The 21,486-nt window shown below is 35.6% G+C and carries 18 protein-coding genes; 14 read left to right on the forward strand and 4 right to left on the reverse strand.

Features of this window, described 5'->3' with window-relative positions; translation table 11 throughout:
* Positions 1 to 134: 134 nt before the first annotated feature.
* Entirely contained in the window at positions 135 to 1,511 is a 1,377-nt protein-coding gene (rlmD, locus tag EsVE80_RS05535; protein WP_173102823.1) for a 23S rRNA (uracil(1939)-C(5))-methyltransferase RlmD, read from the reverse strand.
* 204 nt (positions 1,512 to 1,715) lie between these two features.
* On the opposite strand from rlmD, the gene recX reads away from it, so the two are divergent.
* The 4 genes from recX (at position 1,716) to EsVE80_RS05555 (ending at position 5,343) form a co-directional block, all read left to right on the forward strand.
* Positions 1,716 to 2,504: a recombination regulator RecX gene (gene recX, locus EsVE80_RS05540; protein WP_173102824.1), complete on the forward strand. Its 789-nt coding sequence runs from the start codon at positions 1,716 to 1,718 to the stop codon at positions 2,502 to 2,504.
* Entirely contained in the window at positions 2,488 to 3,630 is a 1,143-nt protein-coding gene (gene mutY / locus EsVE80_RS05545) for an A/G-specific adenine glycosylase (RefSeq protein ID WP_173104129.1), read from the forward strand. Before recX ends, mutY begins: the two co-directional genes overlap by 17 nt.
* A 103-nt stretch (positions 3,631 to 3,733) precedes the next feature.
* Complete coding sequence (gene ntdP / locus EsVE80_RS05550) at positions 3,734 to 4,267, forward strand: nucleoside tri-diphosphate phosphatase (protein WP_071864770.1); 534 nt, start codon at positions 3,734 to 3,736, stop codon at positions 4,265 to 4,267.
* Positions 4,268 to 4,365: 98 nt separating this feature from the next.
* Complete coding sequence (locus tag EsVE80_RS05555) at positions 4,366 to 5,343, forward strand: N-acetylmuramoyl-L-alanine amidase (RefSeq protein WP_173102825.1); 978 nt, start codon at positions 4,366 to 4,368, stop codon at positions 5,341 to 5,343.
* 81 nt (positions 5,344 to 5,424) lie between these two features.
* On the opposite strand, the gene EsVE80_RS05560 is transcribed toward EsVE80_RS05555, so the two are convergent.
* On the reverse strand, positions 5,425 to 5,865 hold the full coding sequence (locus EsVE80_RS05560; RefSeq protein ID WP_173102826.1) for a GNAT family N-acetyltransferase: 441 nt from the start codon (positions 5,863 to 5,865) through the stop codon (positions 5,425 to 5,427).
* Positions 5,866 to 6,031: 166 nt separating this feature from the next.
* Here EsVE80_RS05560 and EsVE80_RS05565 point away from each other — a divergent pair, with 166 nt between their 5' ends.
* The 8 genes from EsVE80_RS05565 to EsVE80_RS05600 all read left to right on the forward strand — a co-directional run bounded on the left by EsVE80_RS05565 (position 6,032) and on the right by EsVE80_RS05600 (position 16,112).
* The gene (locus tag EsVE80_RS05565; RefSeq protein ID WP_173102827.1) at positions 6,032 to 7,165 is read left to right on the forward strand and encodes an AI-2E family transporter; all 1,134 of its coding nucleotides are present in this window, start codon (positions 6,032 to 6,034) and stop codon (positions 7,163 to 7,165) included.
* Between the two features lie 106 nt (positions 7,166 to 7,271).
* Positions 7,272 to 8,645 carry a hemolysin family protein gene (locus EsVE80_RS05570; protein WP_173102828.1) on the forward strand — a complete coding sequence of 458 codons (1,374 nt, stop codon included), beginning with the start codon at positions 7,272 to 7,274 and terminating at the stop codon, positions 8,643 to 8,645.
* A 155-nt stretch (positions 8,646 to 8,800) separates the two neighbouring features.
* Positions 8,801 to 10,381 (forward strand): peptide chain release factor 3, encoded by a 1,581-nt coding sequence (locus EsVE80_RS05575; protein WP_173102829.1) that lies wholly within the window; start codon positions 8,801 to 8,803, stop codon positions 10,379 to 10,381.
* 324 nt (positions 10,382 to 10,705) lie between these two features.
* Positions 10,706 to 12,940, forward strand: a complete 2,235-nt coding sequence (locus tag EsVE80_RS05580; protein WP_173102830.1) for a pectate lyase-like adhesive domain-containing protein — start codon at positions 10,706 to 10,708, stop codon at positions 12,938 to 12,940.
* A gap of 4 nt (positions 12,941 to 12,944) precedes the next feature.
* Complete coding sequence (locus EsVE80_RS05585) at positions 12,945 to 13,475, forward strand: hypothetical protein (protein WP_095006747.1); 531 nt, start codon at positions 12,945 to 12,947, stop codon at positions 13,473 to 13,475.
* 21 nt (positions 13,476 to 13,496) lie between these two features.
* Positions 13,497 to 14,117, forward strand: a complete 621-nt coding sequence (locus tag EsVE80_RS05590) for a hypothetical protein (protein ID WP_173102831.1) — start codon at positions 13,497 to 13,499, stop codon at positions 14,115 to 14,117.
* Between the two features lie 20 nt (positions 14,118 to 14,137).
* Entirely contained in the window at positions 14,138 to 14,377 is a 240-nt protein-coding gene (locus tag EsVE80_RS05595; protein WP_173102832.1) for an LPXTG cell wall anchor domain-containing protein, read from the forward strand.
* Positions 14,378 to 14,639: 262 nt separating this feature from the next.
* Complete coding sequence (locus EsVE80_RS05600; RefSeq protein ID WP_173102833.1) at positions 14,640 to 16,112, forward strand: helix-turn-helix domain-containing protein; 1,473 nt, start codon at positions 14,640 to 14,642, stop codon at positions 16,110 to 16,112.
* A 113-nt stretch (positions 16,113 to 16,225) separates the two neighbouring features.
* Here the strand turns inward: EsVE80_RS05600 and EsVE80_RS05605 are convergent, their stop codons facing one another.
* Both EsVE80_RS05605 and EsVE80_RS05610 read right to left on the reverse strand, forming a co-directional pair.
* Positions 16,226 to 16,543 (reverse strand): DUF1827 family protein, encoded by a 318-nt coding sequence (locus EsVE80_RS05605; RefSeq protein ID WP_173102834.1) that lies wholly within the window; start codon positions 16,541 to 16,543, stop codon positions 16,226 to 16,228.
* 208 nt (positions 16,544 to 16,751) lie between these two features.
* On the reverse strand, positions 16,752 to 19,010 hold the full coding sequence (locus EsVE80_RS05610; protein ID WP_173104130.1) for an ATP-dependent Clp protease ATP-binding subunit: 2,259 nt from the start codon (positions 19,008 to 19,010) through the stop codon (positions 16,752 to 16,754).
* 441 nt (positions 19,011 to 19,451) lie between these two features.
* On the opposite strand from EsVE80_RS05610, the gene EsVE80_RS05615 reads away from it, so the two are divergent.
* The gene (locus EsVE80_RS05615; protein WP_016172193.1) at positions 19,452 to 19,718 is read left to right on the forward strand and encodes a phosphocarrier protein HPr; all 267 of its coding nucleotides are present in this window, start codon (positions 19,452 to 19,454) and stop codon (positions 19,716 to 19,718) included.
* The gene (gene ptsP / locus EsVE80_RS05620) at positions 19,718 to 21,445 is read left to right on the forward strand and encodes a phosphoenolpyruvate--protein phosphotransferase (RefSeq protein ID WP_173102835.1); all 1,728 of its coding nucleotides are present in this window, start codon (positions 19,718 to 19,720) and stop codon (positions 21,443 to 21,445) included. The genes EsVE80_RS05615 and ptsP overlap by 1 nt, the downstream gene beginning before the upstream one ends.
* The last annotated feature ends 41 nt before the right edge of the window (positions 21,446 to 21,486 follow it).

Here is a 21,486-nt window from a genome sequence, read left to right on the forward strand (position 1 = left end):
ATTTTTTTGAACCGTCATTTGACGGTTCTTTTTTTGATGAGAAAAAAGCCCAAAAGTCAAATTTACGCCAAGTGGGCTCTTCTTTTTTTAAAAATATTTGCTGCCCTATTTTTGTTAATTAATATGTGTAATGTTTATTTCTTTTTTGTCATTTTTACCACTACTTCACAACGAGCGGTTTGAGGGAACATATCAACAGATTGTAAATAATGAATATCATAAACCTGAGCTAAACTAACTAAATCTCTGGCCAGCGTAGAAACATTACAAGAAATATACACGAGTTTTTTAACAGGTTGCTGAGTTAAAGTGCGTAATAGTTGTTGGTCTAGTCCTGTTCGCGGTGGATCAACGACAATAGCATCAGGTTTAAACCCTGCTTGTAACCATTTTGGTAGAAGCTCTTCAGCGGTTCCTGTTTCATAATATGTGTTATGAACACCTAAACGTTTGGCATTTCGTTTGGCGTCTTCAATTGCTTGAGGTATCGTGTCCATTCCCCGAACTTCTTTGGCTATTTTTGCCATAGAAAGACCGATACTACCCACACCACAATATGCATCGACTAAAGTTTCTTGTGACGATAATGCTAAAGCAATACGTGCTTCATCATACAGTATTTTTGTTTGATAAGGATTTAATTGGAAGAAAGCGCGGGCAGATAGATCAAATTCCAGTTCATCCAAGGCTTCAGCAATGCTTTTTTTTCCCCATAAAAGTTCTGTTTCAGCCCCCATTACTAAAGACGTTTTTTTATTCTGTACATTTTGCATAATAGAAACAAGTTGGGGGATTCGCTGCGTTAACTCCCGAATTAAACTATTTTTTTGTGGCAATTTATTCGTATGGGTAATAAAAACAAGTTGTATTTCGCCTGTTCTGATTCCTTTTCGTACCATTATAGTTTTTAAAATACCGCTATTTTTCTTTTCATCATAAATGGGGATTTGATATTTGTTAATGAGTTGAACGGCAGTATTAATCACTGTTTGAGTATCGGGCTCTTGGACGATACAATTATCAATTGCCACTAAGTTATGAGAAGCTGTCTCGTAAAGACCAGCCTCTGCTTTTTGTCTTTTAAAATTGTAACGTAGTTGAAATTGCGCTTTATTGCGATAACGCCACGGGTCTTCCATACCAATAGTTTCTTTTAGCTTGTAATTTCTATAGCCGGTCGGTTTAAACTTCGTTAATGCTTGCTGCAATAAATCGCGTTTAAAGTCTAATTGTTTCTTATAAGCTAAATGTTGCAATTGGCACCCACCACATTTTTCATAAAAAACACAAGGGGCGTCAATGCGATCAGGACTCTTTTGGATTATCTGTATGAGTTCTGCTTCGGCAAATTTGGCGGTAACATTGGTAATTTTAGCTAGGATTTTTTCACCGGGCAAAGCTTTTGGAATAAAAACGATTAGGCGTCTAAAATAGGCAATTCCCTCTCCATTAATGCCTAAACGCTTAATGGTAACATTTATTTTTTGACCATGTTTTACAACTTGTTCCATAAAAAAACTCCTTGATTTATGCAAAAAATTTTTTCGCATTTTTGTCTGATTTTACTGTAGTTATCTTAACACAATAGTTAGGGAAACAAAACAATCTGGAAAGCTTTAGCCTCCTGGTTTTTTATGGTACACTACAAACGTATATTCGCTTAAAAATTTATTGCGATTATTTTGTTTAGCAAAAATTCAGAGAGGGGGATTTTCATGCTAACAGTAGCCAAAGTAGTCAAAGGAAAACAGGGATTTTATGAAGTCGACTTATCAGACGGAGAAACATTACGTGTTTCTGAAGATTTATTGGTTAAGTTTCGTTTGCTAAAAGGAACGGAACTAGCGGAAAAAGACGTAGAAAAAATAAAAAAGAACGCCTCTTATGATTTCGGTGTACAATTAGCTTTAAACTATATTAGTTATCAGTTGCGTTCTGAAAAAGAAGTGCGCAGTTACTTAAAGGAGCGAGAAATTCCTAATTCTGACCAAGAAAAAATTATCCGTCATTTAAAAGACTTAAGTGTTTTGGATGATAAGGTTTATGGGGAGAGTTATGTTCGGACGCAAATGCGACTAAGTGACAAGGGACCTAGCGTGTTAAAACAGCAATTACGTCAAAAAGGATTAAAGCCAGAACTAATTGAAAATGTTCTTGAATTATATAAAGACAAAGAACAAGTTGAAATAGCCAAACGCACTGCTGAAAAGATACTTAAAAAAATCCACAATAAAAGTTTTAAAGAAACGAAACAAAAACTACTAGTTTCTTTACGCCAAAAGGGTTTTAGTGGAGATGTGGCATCTCAAGTATTAGATAGCTTAGAATTAGAGGCAGATAAAGAAACAGAGATACAAGCCTTAAAAAAAGCCGGTGAAAAGTTATGGCGACGCCATCAAAATAAAGCCCCCCATATTCGCAATCAAAAAGTCAAACAAAGCCTTTATCAAAAAGGTTTTGCTCTAGAGGAGATTCAGCATTTTATTGATGAACAAACAAAGTGAGCATTTAAGTAAAAAACAAATAGAAGAGCTTCAAACCAATTTTATCGCATGGTACCAAAAAAAACGCCGTAACTTACCCTGGCGTCAGAGCCGTGATCCTTATTTTATTTGGATTTCAGAAATTATGTTACAGCAGACGCGCGTAGAGACTGTTATTGCCTATTTTTATCGGTTTACAGAAAAATATCCGACGATAGAAGCGTTAGCCAAAAGTGATGAGCAAGAACTTTTAAAAGTTTGGGAAGGACTGGGATATTATTCCAGAGCTCGTAATTTAAAAAAAGCAGCGCAGCAAATTATGACTGAATTTGGGGGTGTTTTTCCAAATGAAATTGAAGCTATTCGTTCGTTAAAAGGAATTGGTCCTTATACAGCAGGTGCCATCGCTAGTATTGCTTTTCAACGAGCAGAACCCGCAATTGACGGTAATGCAATGCGAGTGATTAGCCGTCTATACGGCATAGACGCTGATATTGCAAAACCTGCCAGTCGTAACGTTTTTGACGCAGTCTTACGTCAATTGATTCCTGTTGAGGCACCGGGAGATTTTAATCAAGCATTGATGGATTTAGGTTCAGGTGTTTGTACGCCAAAAAAACCCGTGTGCACAAATTGTCCTTTAAAAAACTTTTGTTTTGCTTACCAGACACAACAACAAGACAGGTTTCCTGTTAAGACAAAAGCCGCCAAACCTAAAGATGTTTATTATTTTTCGGTCGCAATTACTAATGAAATTGGAGAGTATCTTTTGGTGCAAAGGCCTGATGAGGGACTACTGGCAAAAATGTGGACGTTTCCTTTAGTAGAAGTAAACCGTGAAGTTTTTGAAGCAGCGCAAAAAAACTTTGCTAAAGAAGAAACGCTCAATCTTTTTAGTGTGGCAGAAGAATTAACGCTACCAGCTAATTTGCCGCAAAATGTCGTTTGGCAAAAGCGTCATTTAGGCGAAATTAGACATATTTTTAGTCACTTGAAATGGCATGTATTGCTTTTTTATGGAGTTGCACAACCAGATTTTGTGAAACCTTTAAAAGGACACTTTGTCCCATTTAATGAATTTAGTAACTATGTATTCCCTAAACCACAGCAAAAGTTGGTAGAACTGTTGGAAAAAAGCAAACGGTGAATAAACATTTCTAGTCAAGCTTTGTTTTTATTGCTATAATAATTACGATGTCGGTGTAAACATACCCAACATACCATCACGGTTAAAAGGGAAGGGTTATAGCATGCAAATTCCAAAAGAAGGCGAGTTTGTAACAATCCAAAGTTATAAACATGATGGCAATTTGCACCGTACGTGGCGAGATACAATGGTTTTAAAAACCAGCGAATATTCGATGATTGGCGTAAATGACCACACACTCGTAACAGAGTCTGACGGTAGACGATGGGTGACTAGAGAACCTGCTATTGTTTATTTTCATAAGAAGTGTTGGTTTAACGTCATTGCCATGATTCGTGAAAAAGGTGTCTCTTATTATTGTAATCTAGCTTCACCTTATTTATTAGATGAGGAGGCCTTGAAGTATATTGATTATGATCTTGATATCAAGGTTTTTCCTGATGGTGAAAAGCGGCTACTAGATGTGGATGAATATGAGCAGCATAGTAAACTCATGCATTATCCTAAAGACGTTGATTATATTTTAAAAGAAAACGTCAAAATATTAGTTGATTGGATTAATAATGGTAAAGGTCCTTTTTCAGAAGGCTATATCGATATTTGGTATGACCGCTACAAGCAATTGTCACGAAAATAAAAAAACTATCCTATACTAAGTATAGGATAGTTTTTTTAGGTTTATTTAAGTAAACTAAGGTAAAATAAAGATATCAAAAAATATAGGTTGGCTAATTGATGAAAAAACTTAAGTTTACAATCGGCATTTTAATGATAATGCTTGGCTTTTTTGGCGTAATTTGGCAACGAAAAGAGCAAAATGAAATACAATCCCAGCCAGTACCATTATCAAATAAGACATCTTTTATGACTGTTGCAGATAATAAATCTTTAACAGTTAGTTCCCAAAAGGTGCAAATTCATGTTGATCCAGCATTGTACAGTACGACAGTTGAAACGGAAAATGATTATGTTGCCTTAAAAAAATATCCCAACTCTAACAGTACAACGATTGACAAATTATATCGTGGTGAGTGGGGGATGTATTTAGGGAGTCAAAATGGTTGGATTAAAATCAATACTAACGATGGCAATATAGGCTGGGTAAAAAAAGAAAATACCCAAATTACAACCAGTTTACGTAAAGTGAATCCTACATTAACGCAATTAAAAGTTGTTTTAGATGCCGGTCATGGAGGTATCGATACTGGTGCAGAAAGTAATGATGGGACCCTAATTGAAAAAGAATTAACACTTCAAACAGTAAAAAAGATTGGGGCTGCACTAGAAAAGATTGGTGTTAATGTCGTTTATACCCGCACGCAAGATAACTATTTAGCGTTAGATGAAATTGCCGAGAAATCCATGAGGGAAAGCGCAGATTTATTCATCAGCATTCACTACGATAAATATGATTATGATAATGGCATGAATGGTCAAACAACCTACTATTATTATCAAGATGATAAATTTATGGCAACGGTAATAAATACGGCACTGGCAAATAATTTAACATTAGGAAATAATGGGGTTCGACAAGGAAATTATTTTGTTTTACGCCAATCTAATCGTCCTAGCTTACTGTTAGAATTAGGATATTTAAACAGTGATCGTGATGTCGCTATCATTAAACAAACTGATTTTCAAAATAAAGTAGCTACAGGAATTGTCGCAGGTCTTCGTACTTATGTGAATGAACTAGAAGCAAATAAGTAATCTGAAAAAATCACAACGATACGGGGAAATTTAGCGTTACAAATTGTTCGTTGCCTTTTTTGAATATCAAAAAAGGCAATTTTAATTTACTAACTGTTTTGTCATCGTAATATGTTTCATTCCAGCTTCTTCAAAAGGTTCGCCGGCAGTTTTAAAGCCCATTTGTTGGTAAAAATTTTGTGCTTGCCATTGTGCCCCTAATGTCATTTCTTTAAAGTCGTGTTCTTTTGCGAAATCTGCTGCTGCATTTAGTAAAATTTTTCCCAAGCCTTGACCGCGATATTCTTTTAATACGGCCATCCGCTGAACCTTAACTTGATCCTCATCAATAGGGAGGAGCCGTACAGTTGCTAGCGGGATTTTTTTATCATCGTATAATACAAAATGGATGGCATACGCTTCATTGCCATCAATCTCAATGGATAAAGGAACATTTTGTTCTTTGACAAAAACTTGATTACGAATTTTTACTGCTGCTAAATAAATATCACTCATAGTGTCTCTTGTTTGGAGGATGCGCAAAAAAATCGCCTTCTTTCATTATTTTTTTTACTTTTGAAAAAATATCTATAAATTGTATTCCTTTAAGTTTGCAAGACAGTTGTTTTTTGATAAGATTAGTAACAACTAAAATTAAAACAGAATAACTAAATTGTAAACTGTTTTGTTTAGCTGAAGGAGTGATAGCTTGTTAGAAAAATTAAAAAACACAAAAATCATGTTTTGGTCGTTAGAATTGTTAATTTTGGCTACCTTGATTTTTGTATCAACAAAGATTGATTTTATTTTTAAACCCATTGGGACCTTTTTTTCAACTCTTTTTGCCCCTGTTCTAATTGCGGGATTTTTGTATTATTTATTAAACCCAATTGTGAACCTTTTGGAAAAAAGAGTCAAATTTAAACGAATTTATGGTATTATACTAGTTTTTATTCTTTTAATCGGAGCACTAGTCATAATTATTGGGAGTGTGATACCTAGTTTAGTTAGCCAGATAACATCATTAGCAGAAAGTATTCCATCTTTTATTGCTAGTGTTGAGTCTTGGTTAAGAGAAGTGGCACGGAGCCCCTTTTTTAAGCAGATTGACTTACAAGCACAATTCGATAAATTGGATATTTCTTATGGTACGATTATCCAACGCTTTTTAAGTGGCCTGTCCAATAGTATTGGTTCAATTGTTGGACAAGTGGCTAATGCAACAATGATTATTGTAACAGCACCATTCATTTTGTTTTATATGTTAAAAGATGGTAATCGACTTGTGCCAAATATTGAGCGGTTCTTTCCTGTTAATCGTCGTAAACAGATCGTTGATTTATTAGGGCAGTTAAATTATACCTTATCTAAATACATTAGTGGACAAGCGATTGAATGTGTTTTTGTTGCAACATTTACTTTTATTGGTTACTTAATTATTGGTGTTGATTATGCGTTCTTATTTGGTGTTATTGCAGGGGTTACAAATCTAATTCCTTATTTAGGCCCGTATTTAGGGTTAATGCCTGCAGTACTGGTAACTGTTTTTGATTCACCTATAAAGGCCTTATTATGTTGTGTAGTTGTTTTAATTGTACAACAACTCGATGGAAATATTATTTATCCCAATGTTATTGGCAAAACTTTATCTATTCATCCTTTGACTATTATTTTAGTATTATTAGTAGCCGGCAATATCGCTGGGCTATTAGGAATTTTCTTAGGTGTCCCATTTTATGCCGTGTGTCGGGTTTTGGTTACCTTTATTGTGAAGTTGGTGAAAGAAGATAAAAAAACAGATGAGGATACATTAGTAAAAGATGAGACACAACAAGCAGAGTAGTATTCTTTTTATTGCAAAGAATTTACCTTTGTGATACGATTTTAGCGTGGCAATTGCCACGCTTTTTTTCTATTTAAACATGAAAATATAAGGAGAGAAAGAAATTATGAATTCTGACCCCGAGAGTCAGTCGCTGATCGCCCAGTTTTTATTATTAATTGTTTTAACGCTAATTAATGCCTTTTTGGCTGCTTCAGAAATTGCTGTTGTTTCAATTAACAAAAACCGGGTGGAACAAAAAGCTGAAGAAGGCAATGTGAAGTCGCAAAAATTACTCAAAATATTGGAAAATCCAACTAACTTTTTATCCACTATTCAAGTTGGGATTACGTTAGTTAATATTTTATCAGGGGCATCTTTAGCTGATACATTATCTAGTCGCCTAGCGCCTGTTTTAGGTGGAGGAGCGGCTGCTAAAAGCCTTGCCAATATTATTGTTTTAGCGATTTTAACTTATGTATCCATCGTTTTTGGGGAATTATATCCTAAACGAATTGCCTTGAACAAATCAGAAGAAGTTGCCACTTTTACTTCTGGTATTATTCGTATCATTGGTACAATTGCAAAACCATTTGTTTGGTTACTATCGGCCTCTACTAGTCTGTTAGCTAAAATTACGCCGATGGACTTTGATGATGAAGATTCCAAAATGACCCGTGATGAAATGCGGTATATGCTGGAAACAGAGGGCGTCTTAGAAGAAGACGAATTAGAAATGCTACAAGGTGTTTTTTCCTTGGATACTAAAGTAGCTCGTGAAGTTATGGTTCCCCGGACGGATGCTTTTATGGTAGATATTAATGATCCAATTAGTGAAATCGTCACCGAAGTTTTAGCTGAAAATTATTCCCGTATTCCAGTTTATAATGAAGATAAGGACAAAGTAATCGGTGTTTTGCATACCAAGAATCTTTTGAAAGCCGCTTATCAATTTGGCTTTGAAAATATTGATATGCATAAAATTTTACAAGAGCCTTTGTTTGTTCCTGAAACAGTCTTTATTGACGACTTATTATATGAATTGAAAAAGACCCGTAATCAAATGGCTATTCTTTTAGATGAATATGGCGGTATGGTCGGGGTAGTGACGTTAGAAGATTTGTTGGAAGAAATCGTTGGCGAAATTGACGATGAGACTGATGAAGTAGAAAAACTATACGAACAAGTAAATGACCATGAATATATTATTCAAGGACGAATGTTAATTGATGAATTTAACGAAGCCTTTAATACAGACTTGCACATGAGTGATGTGGATACAATGGCAGGTTACTTGATTACAGCGTTAGGTACTATCCCAGATGAAGGGGAGAAACTTTCTTTTAAAGTGGATAATTTAACTTTGATTTCTGAAGAGATGGAAGGATCCCGAGTATTGAAGATTCGAGTTATCTTTCATGATCCAGAAATTGAAGTGGAACCAGAGGAAGAACGTCGCCATTTTCGTAAAGAATTTGAAGACGATGAACCAAGACGTTAAGAAATGTAGGTGATGTGCTGAAATTTTGGCACATCACTTTTTTATCGTTTATGAAATTTTCATTCCATGCTATACTAGCATAGTTGTTTTAGATAAAAATAAATCAAGTTAATGGCCAATGCCATTTTTAATTTAATGAACCAAAGGAGAACATAATGGATAATCCAAATTTACGAAAAGAAGTCGATAGTCGACGCACTTTTGCAATTATTTCCCACCCGGACGCAGGGAAAACAACAATTACAGAGCAATTATTACTTTTTGGTGGCGCTATTCGCCAAGCTGGTACGGTTAAAGGTAAAAAAACGGGCAACTTTGCTAAATCTGACTGGATGGAAATTGAAAAGCAACGGGGAATCTCAGTAACTAGTTCAGTGATGCAATTTGACTATGATGATAAACGGGTAAATATTTTAGATACACCAGGACATGAAGATTTTTCAGAAGACACCTATCGGACATTAATGGCCGTAGATAGTGCTGTTATGGTGATTGATAGCGCTAAAGGGATTGAGGCTCAAACAAAAAAATTATTCCAAGTTGTCAAAAAAAGAGGTATTCCAATTTTTACTTTTATTAATAAATTGGATCGTGACGGGCGAGAACCACTGGAATTATTAGAAGAATTAGAAGACTTATTACAAATTGAATCTTATCCAATGAATTGGCCCATCGGAATGGGAAAAGGTTTAGAAGGATTATATGACATTTATAATGAACGAATTGAATTGTATCGTCCTGAAAATTATGGTGGTGAACGTTTAATTCCATTAAATCAAGCTGGCGAAATACCTGCCGACCATCCTTTTCGTGGTAGCGGTCAATACGACCAGGTTTTAGAAGAAGTAGAGCTAGTCAAAGAAGCTGGCGATAGCTTTGATCGTAAAAAAATTGCGAGAGGAGAACAAACACCAGTCTTCTTTGGTTCAGCTTTAACGAACTTTGGTGTCCAAACTTTTTTAGAAACATTTTTAGAGTTTGCGCCGTCTCCTTATGCACATAAGACTGAAACAGGGGAAGAAGTAAGCCCATATGAACCCGAATTTTCTGGTTTTGTCTTCAAAATTCAAGCGAATATGAATCCTGCCCACCGTGACCGGATTGCTTTTGTCCGGATTTGTTCAGGCACTTTTGAACGAGGCATGGATATTACTTTGGAGCGTACTGGCAAAAAAATGAAGTTAAGTAATGTAACGCAATTTATGGCTGATGCTAGAGAAAATATCCAAGAAGCTGTAGCCGGCGATATTATCGGGGTCTATGATACTGGTAATTATCAAATTGGCGATACGCTTTTTGAAGGCAAGTTAAAAGTGGCTTATGAAGAATTGCCATCGTTTACACCGGAATTGTTTATGAAAGTCCAAGCAAAAAATGTGATGAAGCAAAAATCTTTCCATAAAGGTATTCAGCAATTAGTTCAAGAAGGTGCAATTCAAATGTATCGTACTTACTTAACGGATGAATATGTCATTGGAGCAGTTGGACAATTACAATTTGAAGTTTTCCAATACCGGATGAAAAACGAATACAACGCTGAAGTGGTGATGACACCAATGGGACACAAAATCGCCCGTTGGATTGATCCTGAACAATTGGATGAAAAGATGGGCTCCTCTCGAAATATTTTGGCGCGAGATCGTTTTGACCAACCACTATTTTTATTTGAAAACCAATTTGCAGAACGCTGGTTTGCCGATAAGTATCCCGATGTGAAGTTGAAGAGTTTGATGTAAAATTTTATAATATAAAACTTAAGTTGTTGTTTTAGGCTATGCAATCACGTTGCATAGCTTTTTTTGTGCTATCTAATAAATTTATTTGAATTCACTTCATTATTTAATGAAGCGTAAAATTATAACCCCTCGAATTAGAAAATATCTATGCTGTTTTTAGTGAAAATTAGTGTGATTCGTTGTTTTTCCAACGATAATAACAGATGTAATATTCATTTTATTTGAAAAATATCGGATTATAAATTAGTATTTAATTAATTAGTATTATATTGTTTTAATTTTATGAATTCGTATTGAGTACTAAAAGAAGGGAGATTATCTGGAATGATTGGTATAAAAAAATTAAGCGCTTTGCTTTTAGGTACCCAACTTCTTTTTGCAACGGGTTCTTCCTCGTTTTCCGCGACCCAAAATTATGATGAAAGTTCAAGTGAAAAAACGCACGAAACGACTACTGAATCCACTAAAAAATTAGAACTTCATGATAGCATTAGTGCAACCCTTGAGAGCCAAACAAGTGCTAGTTCTGAGGAACAAGTAATCGCTGAGGAGCAAGTAGCCGATAGCATTACAAAAGAAAGTGAGTCTAAAGACCCGCCGACAAAAGAAAGTATCAGTCGTGCTGTAGGTATACAGGCAAGTGGTAGTGGGACTTCCCAAGATGATCCGCGAATTGTCGAAAATTCAGCAGAGCTAAAAACAGCAATTGAAGATCCACAAATTGCGTACATTAAATTAGCTCCTTCAGAGGAAATTTTTTATTTTGATGTAAGTTCTCCTCAAGTTACAAGTAATGTTACGATTGATGGTAGTGGTCGTACCATATCATACAACAAGAATACTCTTGAAGTTAAAGCAAATAATGTTTGGGTGAAATTTATGAATATGACATTTGGTTCATCCGATTATTCCGTAACTACTAATGAGTACTACGGTCTTTGCCGAGGAAATACTACTTATTCAAATGTTACAGTTGAAGTTGAAAATGTCAAATATTATTCAAATAGAGGAGCGCAACCTTTTTTTAATCGTGGGAAAGATAGTAAAGTTGTCTTTTCAGGAGAAAACTTTTTCTCAGTGCAAGATGGGATCTCATCTCAAGAATTTGCAGAATGTAATCATTTTCTATTTAAAAAAGATAGCCATACGACAGTTGAACATGATACTGGACAGAGCAATTCGATCGTGACATATGGGACAGGACGTGATTTTAGTTTTGAATTAGAGGCAGGAGCGGTTGTGGATTATAACACAATAAGTGATCAATTTGTTGATAGCTTTTCAGGGAATGGGACGATGAAAATTGGTGAGGGAGCATCGCTTAAGATTAATGGGGATCGAAGGTTTGTTTCCGCTAGTAAACGAATGATTCTTCAAGTTGATGAGGGTGGAAAGCTCGACATGAGTTTTGAGGATAGCTTCAATTTTAATAATGCTTCCACACTCAATTTTGCGAAGGACTCAACGTTAAATATGGCAGTAACAAATGCAAATCAAGTTTTTAGTAATACCATTCCTGCCGATAATTTCATTATTGATAATGCTTATCGTTTATCTTTTAATGTTTCTGGATTAACAAACAAGGAGCCTGTCAATGCAGGATTCACATTTTCTGAATTCATTCCCGGAATTACCGGTTACGGTATTACGGCAGGCAATACTCCTATAAATACCATTATTGGTAGTGGTGCTGTTATTAGTTCGAATGGGACCGATTTCACGTTAAATTCGCCTCAAGACGATTTTGAGACAGACGAAAAAACAACGATTCGAGGAGCAAGAAGTATTGTCTTACAACGCCTCCCTAATCCAGCGGTGATACGAGATGTCAAACAAGTGGTTAAAGATACTAGCGCTGCTTTTAATCTGACTGATTATTTGACCAACAATAATGTTATTACTGGCGTAGATTATTTGCTATTTAGTGAGCAGCAAGATACTGAAAACTTTAATGATACTGATAAAATCGCTGAACAAAAGATAGGAGCAAAAGTAGAAGAAGCAGAAGCAACAGAGCTTACTGAAGCAGAAATTACAAGTTCTGTAGCGTTTACCAATTTAGCAGAACAGACAGAATATTGGCTTTATGTCCAAATCAAAGCGAGTTTTGAATCAGGTGATAGTGAATGGTATGAAATATCTTTTACCACAAAGACGGATGCACTCAATGTAACATTCCCAACTGAAATGTTCTTTAATACCGAAATGTCTGAAGAAGACAGACGACTACTAGTCACTTCACAACGCTATCGAGTCAAAAATAATAGTGCTTATCCAATTGAATTAAAGATAAATTCTTTTAGTGAAGACGGCGAGTCAGGCGTTGACTTGTTAGAAAATATAGACGGCGATACGAAAGGTCACTTATATTTACAGCTAGCAAAAGACAGTGAAGAACCCACTACATTAAAAAAAGATTTAGCAAATGTTGATATGGGAGAATTAGATATCGATCAGCAAATAAATTTACAGTTTACAGGTGAATACTTTGGTAACGCAGGTAAGGAAATCAACACAAAATACAATATGATTTTGGAATTTACGAGAACGGGGGAGTAACAGAATGAATACAACTAACACGCAGTCCAATCAAAAAAACAAAAAAATAATTTTACTTTTATTATTACTTTTATTGTTAAGTGTTGGGGGATATTTTGTTTATCGTCATTTTAATCAACCTGATGTACCTGTGACGATTGTTAGTGGCGAGTTTTTACCGGATGGAAAAGATGCAGCCAAAATTTCAGGTGAAGAATTGCAACAATTGGCGCAAAAAAAAGTAGATGCGAGCCAGTTCAACATGGTTATCGCCCCCACTGCCAATGTACAACAAGGTACAAAGAGTGATTTGTTTATTCAAAATCCACCTCATAACGCCAATCCAATCAACGTGGAAATTCGGTTAAAAGATTCAAATGAATTAGTTTATACCTCGGGTGCTATTCACCCGGGTTATGAAATAAAAGGAGCTACTCTGGAAAAAAAATTGGAGGAGGGGAGTTATCCGGCAACTGCGCTTTTTAGCATTTATGATGGTAATACCAAAGGAAAACGTGGACAAGTTGCCGCAGCGATTGATTTTGTAGTGAAATAAAAAAAGAAAGGAAGAGGAAAAATGAAAAAAATATTTGGTTTAGTTGCACTATCAAGTGTCGTGTTGGTGGCCCTACCGGCATATGCAGAACAGAATATTATTGGTGAAGATTCTGGAGAGATTAAGATAAATGGGACATTAGGTATTGATAATACAGATGAGGGTGCGACAATTGTAGAAGAAGATGATGCTTGGATTAATGTTACACTTCCATTAGAGACAATCTTTTATAGCGCCAGCCCAAATGCAGGTGCGCCTATCACATCACCTGACTATACAATTACTAATAATTCTGGTCGTCCAGTGGATATTTTTTTTAAGGGAATAGCAAAAGATGATCCGGATCCTTCTGCCCAAGCTGAGTATGAGGTTGCATTGAATGGCTTTGCTAAAGGAAACCCTAAAATTATTGAAGATGGTTTAGTAACTTCAGAGAATAACGGAGTGCTTATTCATACACTTGCAAATAAAAATGGGAAACTTGGTAAAAATGATCAGGATCTGCAACCAACTGCTAATACTGTTGCTTTTAGATATGTTGGAGAAGTTATGGATGCAGTGGATAGTACAATTACTGAAAATTACACCATGACGCTTGAATTTAAAGCTGTTAGTTGGGTAGAAGAAACGGAAACACCTTAATTTTGTAGGAGGGCTTGCAGATGAATGGAGATATTCAAGTAACAGGAGTGTTAAACATGCCTGTTGAGTCGTCTGTTTCAGAGCCAGGGGAAACCACTTCAAGTTCAACATCCAATGAAGTTGTCTATGTTTCGACAAAAAAAGAGTTTTACCCACAAACAGGGGATGAGATAAATACGAACTACCTCGTTATGGGGATACTAATAATTATAATAAGTATTACGGTAATTGTCTCTCGGTGTAGGAAAACAGTTAAATAAAATTAATTATTAGGTAGCCCCTGTGATTAATTGTAATAAGTAGCGGTAAATAATACTAGAAGTTTTAATGCAGCGTTTTTAGCAATGCTGCATTTTTTTTGATATAAAAAAGTGATTAACAAAAGACTATAGTTGTCCAAAAAGCCAAAAAAATTCTATGAACTTATTCAAAATGAAAAAATTTTTTTTAAAAACGTAACTATCTAGCGAAAAAAAACATATTTGTGCTATTATGAAGTATAAAATCAAAAGGGGAAATAGAATGTTAGAAAATATTTTATTAGACGATCCAGCTCAAAACAAACTAATGCTCTTTAAGCATATGTTAGAACTTGAGCGCGGCTTATATCCAATTCATTATTTTGAAAAATATACCGGTTTTTCACATATAAAAACAGCAAATTTATTAAATCAAATGAATCAAGATTTAAAAGACCTAGAAACAGGTTACGTATTGTTCACAGAAAAAGAAAAAGTCCAAATTGATGGTAATCTACCCAAGTTCCACACATACCAACAGTTTCTTTTCCAAACTAGTGTTCCTTATCGCGTTTTAATTACAACATTACTTCAACCTGAAATGGATTTAAAAGAGTTTGGACAACAAACCGATTTAAGTCAATCTTCTTTAATGCGGCGACTAAAACCGTTAGTTGCTTATTTAAAAGAAAAGAGTATCCGATTAAATTGCCTGCAAATGGAAGTGACAGGACGAGAAGCATTAGTCCGAATTATGTACTTTAATTTCTTATGGATGGTTGATTTTGGGGCAGAACTATTTCAGTACTTTGAAAGGCAAAACGTAGATTTAAATACTTTGTTTGATGAAGAGGACCTGACTTTTTTAAAGTATGTAGAACAAAGGGAGTTTACGGTTTATCAGTCAATTAGTTTGCTGCGGACTAAATTGGGCTATTATGTGGATGAGCCAGAAATCAATCATTTTTTATACCCTACAACAATTAATTTACGCTTTAAACAAAAGCTGGCTCAAACGGGTGTGGCTGAGACATATCAGCAAAGGGAAGCTAATTTTATTTCCTACATGATTTTTTATTGGCCGCAGTATTTTTCAGAAGACGATCCGCGATTATCATACGTACGAAAAAATTATAAAAATTTGACCGCTTCAAAAGAAAAGTCAAAAGCTTTTTTTGACAAAATGATACCTTATTTTCAAAATTTTTCTCGCGGTAAGCAAGAATTGATTCTGTTAAATTATCAAACAATATTCTTACGCCAAGAATTATTTAAAGGGAAAGCACCAAAAAACTTGGATTTTATTTTAGAGAGTTTAAAAATTCAACATCCAAATTATGAAATTTTACATGGCTATATCAGCGAAGCAATACAGACGAGCGCAAGTGAGGACTTAATTAATCTTTTAACGATTGTGACTTTACCACAAGTTGAGCGTAGCGAGAAAACAGAAAAAATAAAAGTGGGGATTATTGGTTTTCCCAATCACTTTTTATTATATTCGCTGATTAATCGAATCGAAGATTTACCATTTGTTGATTATTCTTTGATGAATACAGCCTCTAAAGAAAAATATGATGCAGTAATTACCTGTTCGGGGTCATTAGTCCCCGAAGAAAATACAAATTATTGGATTGTTGAAGGTGAAAGTTCATTTGATGCTACGGATGATTTTTTATTCCACATTTTTAAAAAAAGGCAAAAAGAGCAAAATAATCAATTGAATATCGGTCAAAGAGATAAAACTAAACATTAATGGTAGATGGAGTATAGAAAATTCATTCGTTTTAATAAGCTTTAGCACATATAAATTAGTTATATAAAACAAGCTGGGATAAGAAGCTAAATCGCTTTTTATCCCAGCTTGTTTTATGAGGCGTTGTTACTTAATTGATTTGTCTTAATTGAAATTTCTACTAAACCAGGCAGTTCAATTTGGGTAATTGCATCAGGTTCGTAACTGCTTAAAGGCATTTTTTTTAAAAAATATTCTTTTACTTCGTTAATTTCACGTTCATTGAGATTGCGCTTTTTATTAATCAATAAAATTTCGTTGTGGCTAGGGGCAACTGTATAGACGATAGTGGTATTGCCCGCCGTATAAACTTTCACCATCTCTGCATCCGTATTTTCTAACTGATTGCGTACCAAACGCGAGTGGCTATTGGTTACGTTGATTAATTTCATCTGGTTCACTCCTTCAAGGCAAGTTTGAACTAACTTACCTATTATTATACGGTTCCAAACTTAATTAGCAAAGTGATTACACTTGAGAAAACAGACAAAATTTGCCGATTTTAGTAGTTATCTAAACGTTTTTTATTTCTAAGCTAAAAAAGCATGTGAACAAACGATTACGAACGTCAGCTCACATGCTTTTTATTAAATGTAGTAATTATTCTTCTGGGAGATCATTTTCAGCTAAAGGTTCTTGCTTGGTATTTTCTGATTCATTAGTTTGTAAAGCGATAACCTCAATTTTGTCATCTTTAGTTAAGCGTGCTGTCAGTTCTTTTGCTGTTGGATGATCCAAATAATATTCTGCAATACCGTCTTCAATTTGATCTTGAATAGTACGACGTAGTGGACGCGCGCCCATTGAAGGATTGTAGCCCAGGTCAACTAGTTTTTCTTCCACATCTTTTGGTACAGTGATGTGGATATGTTGAGAGATTAGCATTTCATTTACTTCATTTAACATCAATTCAACAATGTGCAATAAATTATCTTTACTCAAGGCTTTGAATTCAATAATTCCGTCAAAACGGTTTAAGAATTCAGGCGAGAAGTAGTTGTTTAACTGATTTAAGACAGAGCGTGTTACACCTTCTCTAGCAGCACCGAAACCAACGCTAGCTTCAACATTACCGGTACCAGCATTACTAGTCATAATAATTAGTGTATCTTTAAAGCTAACAGTTCGCCCTTGGGCATCAGTGAGGCGACCATCATCTAGAATTTGTAAGAACATATGCAAAACATCTGGATGGGCCTTTTCAATTTCGTCCAACAGAATTAAGCTGTAGGGATTACGACGAACTTTTTCTGTTAACTGACCTGCTTCGTCATAACCAACATAACCTGGAGGAGATCCGATTAATTTAGCCACACTGTGTTTTTCCATGTATTCAGACATATCAAAACGAATCATCGAATCTTCAGAACCAAACATTTCATAGGCTAGTTGTTTGGCTAATTCTGTTTTACCAACACCTGTTGGTCCTACAAATAGAAAAGAACCAATCGGGCGGTTTTTCTTACCTAAACCAACACGGTTACGACGAATGGCTTTAGCTACCTTATCAATTGCTTCATCCTGACCAATAACGTGTTTCTTCAAATCAGGACCAAGATTTTTTAATTGTGTTTGTTCTTTTTCTTTTAGTTCACCAACTGGGATACCGGTACGTTCTTCAACAATTTGCTCCATATCTTTTTCAGTAATCGTCGGTGTTTCCTCGTCACTAATCTGTTTATTTTTCATTTCTTCTAATTTATTAATTTGATCACGATAATAAGCTGCTTTTTCAAAGTCTTCTTCTTTGGAAGCTTGTTGTTTTTGGGCTTCGGCATCTGCTAATTTTTTCTCAATCGCTTTTGGATCAACTAATTGAATTGTTAAGTTTTTCTTAGAACCAGATTCATCTAGTAAATCAATTGCTTTATCTGGTAAAAAACGATCTTGAATATAGCGATTGGAAAGTGTGGCAGCAGCTTTAATCGCTTCCTCAGTATATTTTACATGATGATAATCTTCATAACGCGGTTGTAAACCCTTCAAAATTGCAATAGTTTCTTCAACAGAAGGTTCCTCCACTCGGACTGGTTGCATTCGGCGTTCCAAAGCTGCATCTTTTTCAATGATGCGATACTCATTTAAAGTAGTAGCACCGACCATCTGTAACTCTCCACGTGCTAAAGCTGGCTTTAAGATATTTCCAGCATCCATGTTTCCATCACCAGCGGCTCCGGCACCTACAATTTCATGCACTTCATCAATGAATAAGATAACATTTTCAGCTTGCTTGATTTCGTCAATTAATTTTTGCATGCGTTCTTCGAATTGTCCGCGAATACCTGTTCCTTGAACAAGTGAAGCGACATCTAAGCGAATAACTTCTTTTTCAAGCAGTTTTTGGGGAACATCACCATCAACGATTTTTTGTGCCAATCCTTCAACGACAGCGGTCTTACCAACGCCAGGCTCACCAATTAAAACCGGATTATTCTTTGTTCGGCGGTTCAAAATTTCAATAACGCGTTTAATTTCGTCATCACGTCCAACAACAGGATCAATATCTCCATTACGAGCTTGTTCTGTAATATTAATGCCATATTCTCCTAAAAGACCATTTGACCCTTGATTTTGACGTGGGGGCTGACCGCCATTAAAGTTATTTCCTCCGCCAAATTGAGTAGGGGGAGTTTGTTCATCAGTATTTCTAGGCTGCATTTGTTGGGACATTTGACGAAATAAATCGTCAAGACTTCCAAAGCCAAATGGATCTTGTGCCATCATACTTGTTTGGCTACCTGTTTGATTTTTCAATTTTTGGTAGCAGCTTTGGCAGTAGTCTAATTGCTTTCTTTGGCCATTTACATTTGCGTATAAATGAATGGTAGCTTCATTTTTGCCACAGTTTTGACAAAGCATAAATAATTCACGACCTTTCATGGATTTACTTACAGTTATTATTGTAGCGCGCTTTTTTTATTCCGTAAAAAGATACACTTAAAAAGCGGGGTCAAGTCAAAGTTATCTTTGACCTTTGCTGACCATATCTGTATTATACTAAATTTATTTATTGGTGCAAGTAATTTGTCCGTTAGTAATAATAGCTACTTTTTCTATTCTTTCGCATTCTTCATACGAATTTTAAAAGATGTTTTACTGATAATTGTTTTTTTAATAGAGAAGACATTCGTATTCTAATTGGACTAGATAACTTTTCCCTATATATAAGAGAAAACGGTTGTACGATTGAAAAAAAAATGGTAATCTTAACAGTTGAAAGGGCCTTTTTAATAGTTTATTTGGACTGTTAAAAAAGAAAACCCTCACAAAAAACTTGTTTCACAAAGGAGACCGATTAATATGGAAAAAAAAGATTTTCACGTAGTAGCAGAAACTGGGATTCACGCACGTCCAGCTACATTATTAGTACAAACTGCTAGCAAATTTAACTCTGACATCAACTTAGAGTACAAAGGTAAATCTGTAAATCTTAAATCTATCATGGGTGTTATGTCTCTTGGTGTTGGCCAAGGTTCCGATGTAACAATCACTGCTGAAGGCGCTGACGAAGCTGATGCAATGGCAGCAATCGTTGAAACAATGAAGAAAGAAGGATTATCTGAATAATGGTTGAAATGCTAAAAGGGATCGCCGCAAGTGACGGAGTTGCCGTCGCAAAAGCTTACCTGCTAGTTCAACCGGATTTATCCTTTAACAAAATTTCTGTAGAAGATACTGAAGCAGAGGAAAAAAGAATAGACGATGCTTTAGCAAAATCTACCGAAGAATTACAGCAAATTCGGGAAAAAGCAGCGCAAAGTTTGGGTGAAGCAGAAGCTCAAGTATTTGACGCTCATTTAATGGTTTTGTCAGACCCTGAAATGATCGGTCAAATTAAACAAAACGTGAAAGATAACAAAGTCAATGCTGAATCAGCATTGAAAGAAGTTACTGACATGTATATTGGCATGTTTGAAGCAATGGATGACAATGCTTACATGCAAGAACGCGCAGCTGATATCCGTGACGTTGCCAAACGTGTCTTAGCACATTTATTAGGGGTTACTTTACCAAATCCTTCAATGATTAATGAAGAGGTTGTTGTGGTTGCCCATGATTTAACACCAAGTGATACTGCACAATTAGATCGTAAATTCGTCAAAGCTTTTGTTACCGATATTGGCGGACGGACCTCTCACTCTGCAATTATGGCACGTTCTCTTGAAATTCCAGCAATTGTTGGGACAAAAGAAATTACTGCTAAAGTAAAAGCAGGAGATATTCTAGCTGTTAATGGTATTATTGGTGATGTGATTATCGATCCGACAGAAGATCAAAAAGCTGAATTCCAAAAAGCGGGCGCAGAATTTGCTGCACAAAAAGCTGAATGGGAAAAATTAAAAGAAGCAGATACCATCACAGCTGATGGTAAACACTTTGAATTAGCGGCTAATATTGGAACACCAAAAGATTTGGAAGGTGTACACAATAATGGCGCTGAAGCTATTGGATTATATAGAACTGAATTCCTTTATATGGATTCTTCTGATTTTCCAACTGAAGAAGATCAATTTGAAGCTTATAAGGCAGTTTTAGAAGGTATGGGTGATAAGCCAGTTGTTGTTCGTACCATGGACATTGGTGGCGATAAAGAATTACCTTACCTGACTTTACCGCATGAAATGAATCCTTTCTTAGGTTATCGCGCATTGCGTATTAGCTTATCTGAATTAGGAGATGACATGTTCCGTACACAATTGCGTGCATTGTTACGTGCATCTGCCTTTGGTAACTTACGCATCATGTTCCCGATGGTAGCAACTTTGAAAGAATTTAGAGCGGCTAAAAAAATGTATGATGAAGAACGTCAAAAATTAATCAACGAGGGTGTAACAGTTTCTGATACAATCCAAGTTGGTATTATGATTGAAATTCCTGCGGCAGCTGTCCTAGCAGACAAATTTGCCAAAGAAGTTGACTTCTTTAGTATTGGTACTAATGATTTAATCCAATACACAATGGCTGCAGACCGGATGAATGAACGTGTGTCTTATCTTTATCAACCATATAACCCATCTATTTTACGTTTAATTAAAAATGTAATCGACTCAGCACATGCTGAAGGCAAATGGGCAGGTATGTGTGGTGAGATGGCTGGTGATCAAACTGCTGTGCCAATTTTAATGGGGATGGGCTTAGATGAATTTTCAATGAGTGCAACATCAATCCTTAAAACACGTAGTTTAATGAAACGTCTGTCTACTGAAGATATGAAAGTTCTTGCTGATAAAGCATTAAATGATTGCGATACAATGGAAGAAGTCGTTGAATTAGTAGAAGAAGCAGTTAAATAGAAAATTTTACCTCAGAGTTTTTCTCTGAGGTTTTTTGTTGT

This window comes from Enterococcus saigonensis (assembly GCF_011397115.1).
Classification (GTDB): domain Bacteria; phylum Bacillota; class Bacilli; order Lactobacillales; family Enterococcaceae; genus Enterococcus_C; species Enterococcus_C saigonensis.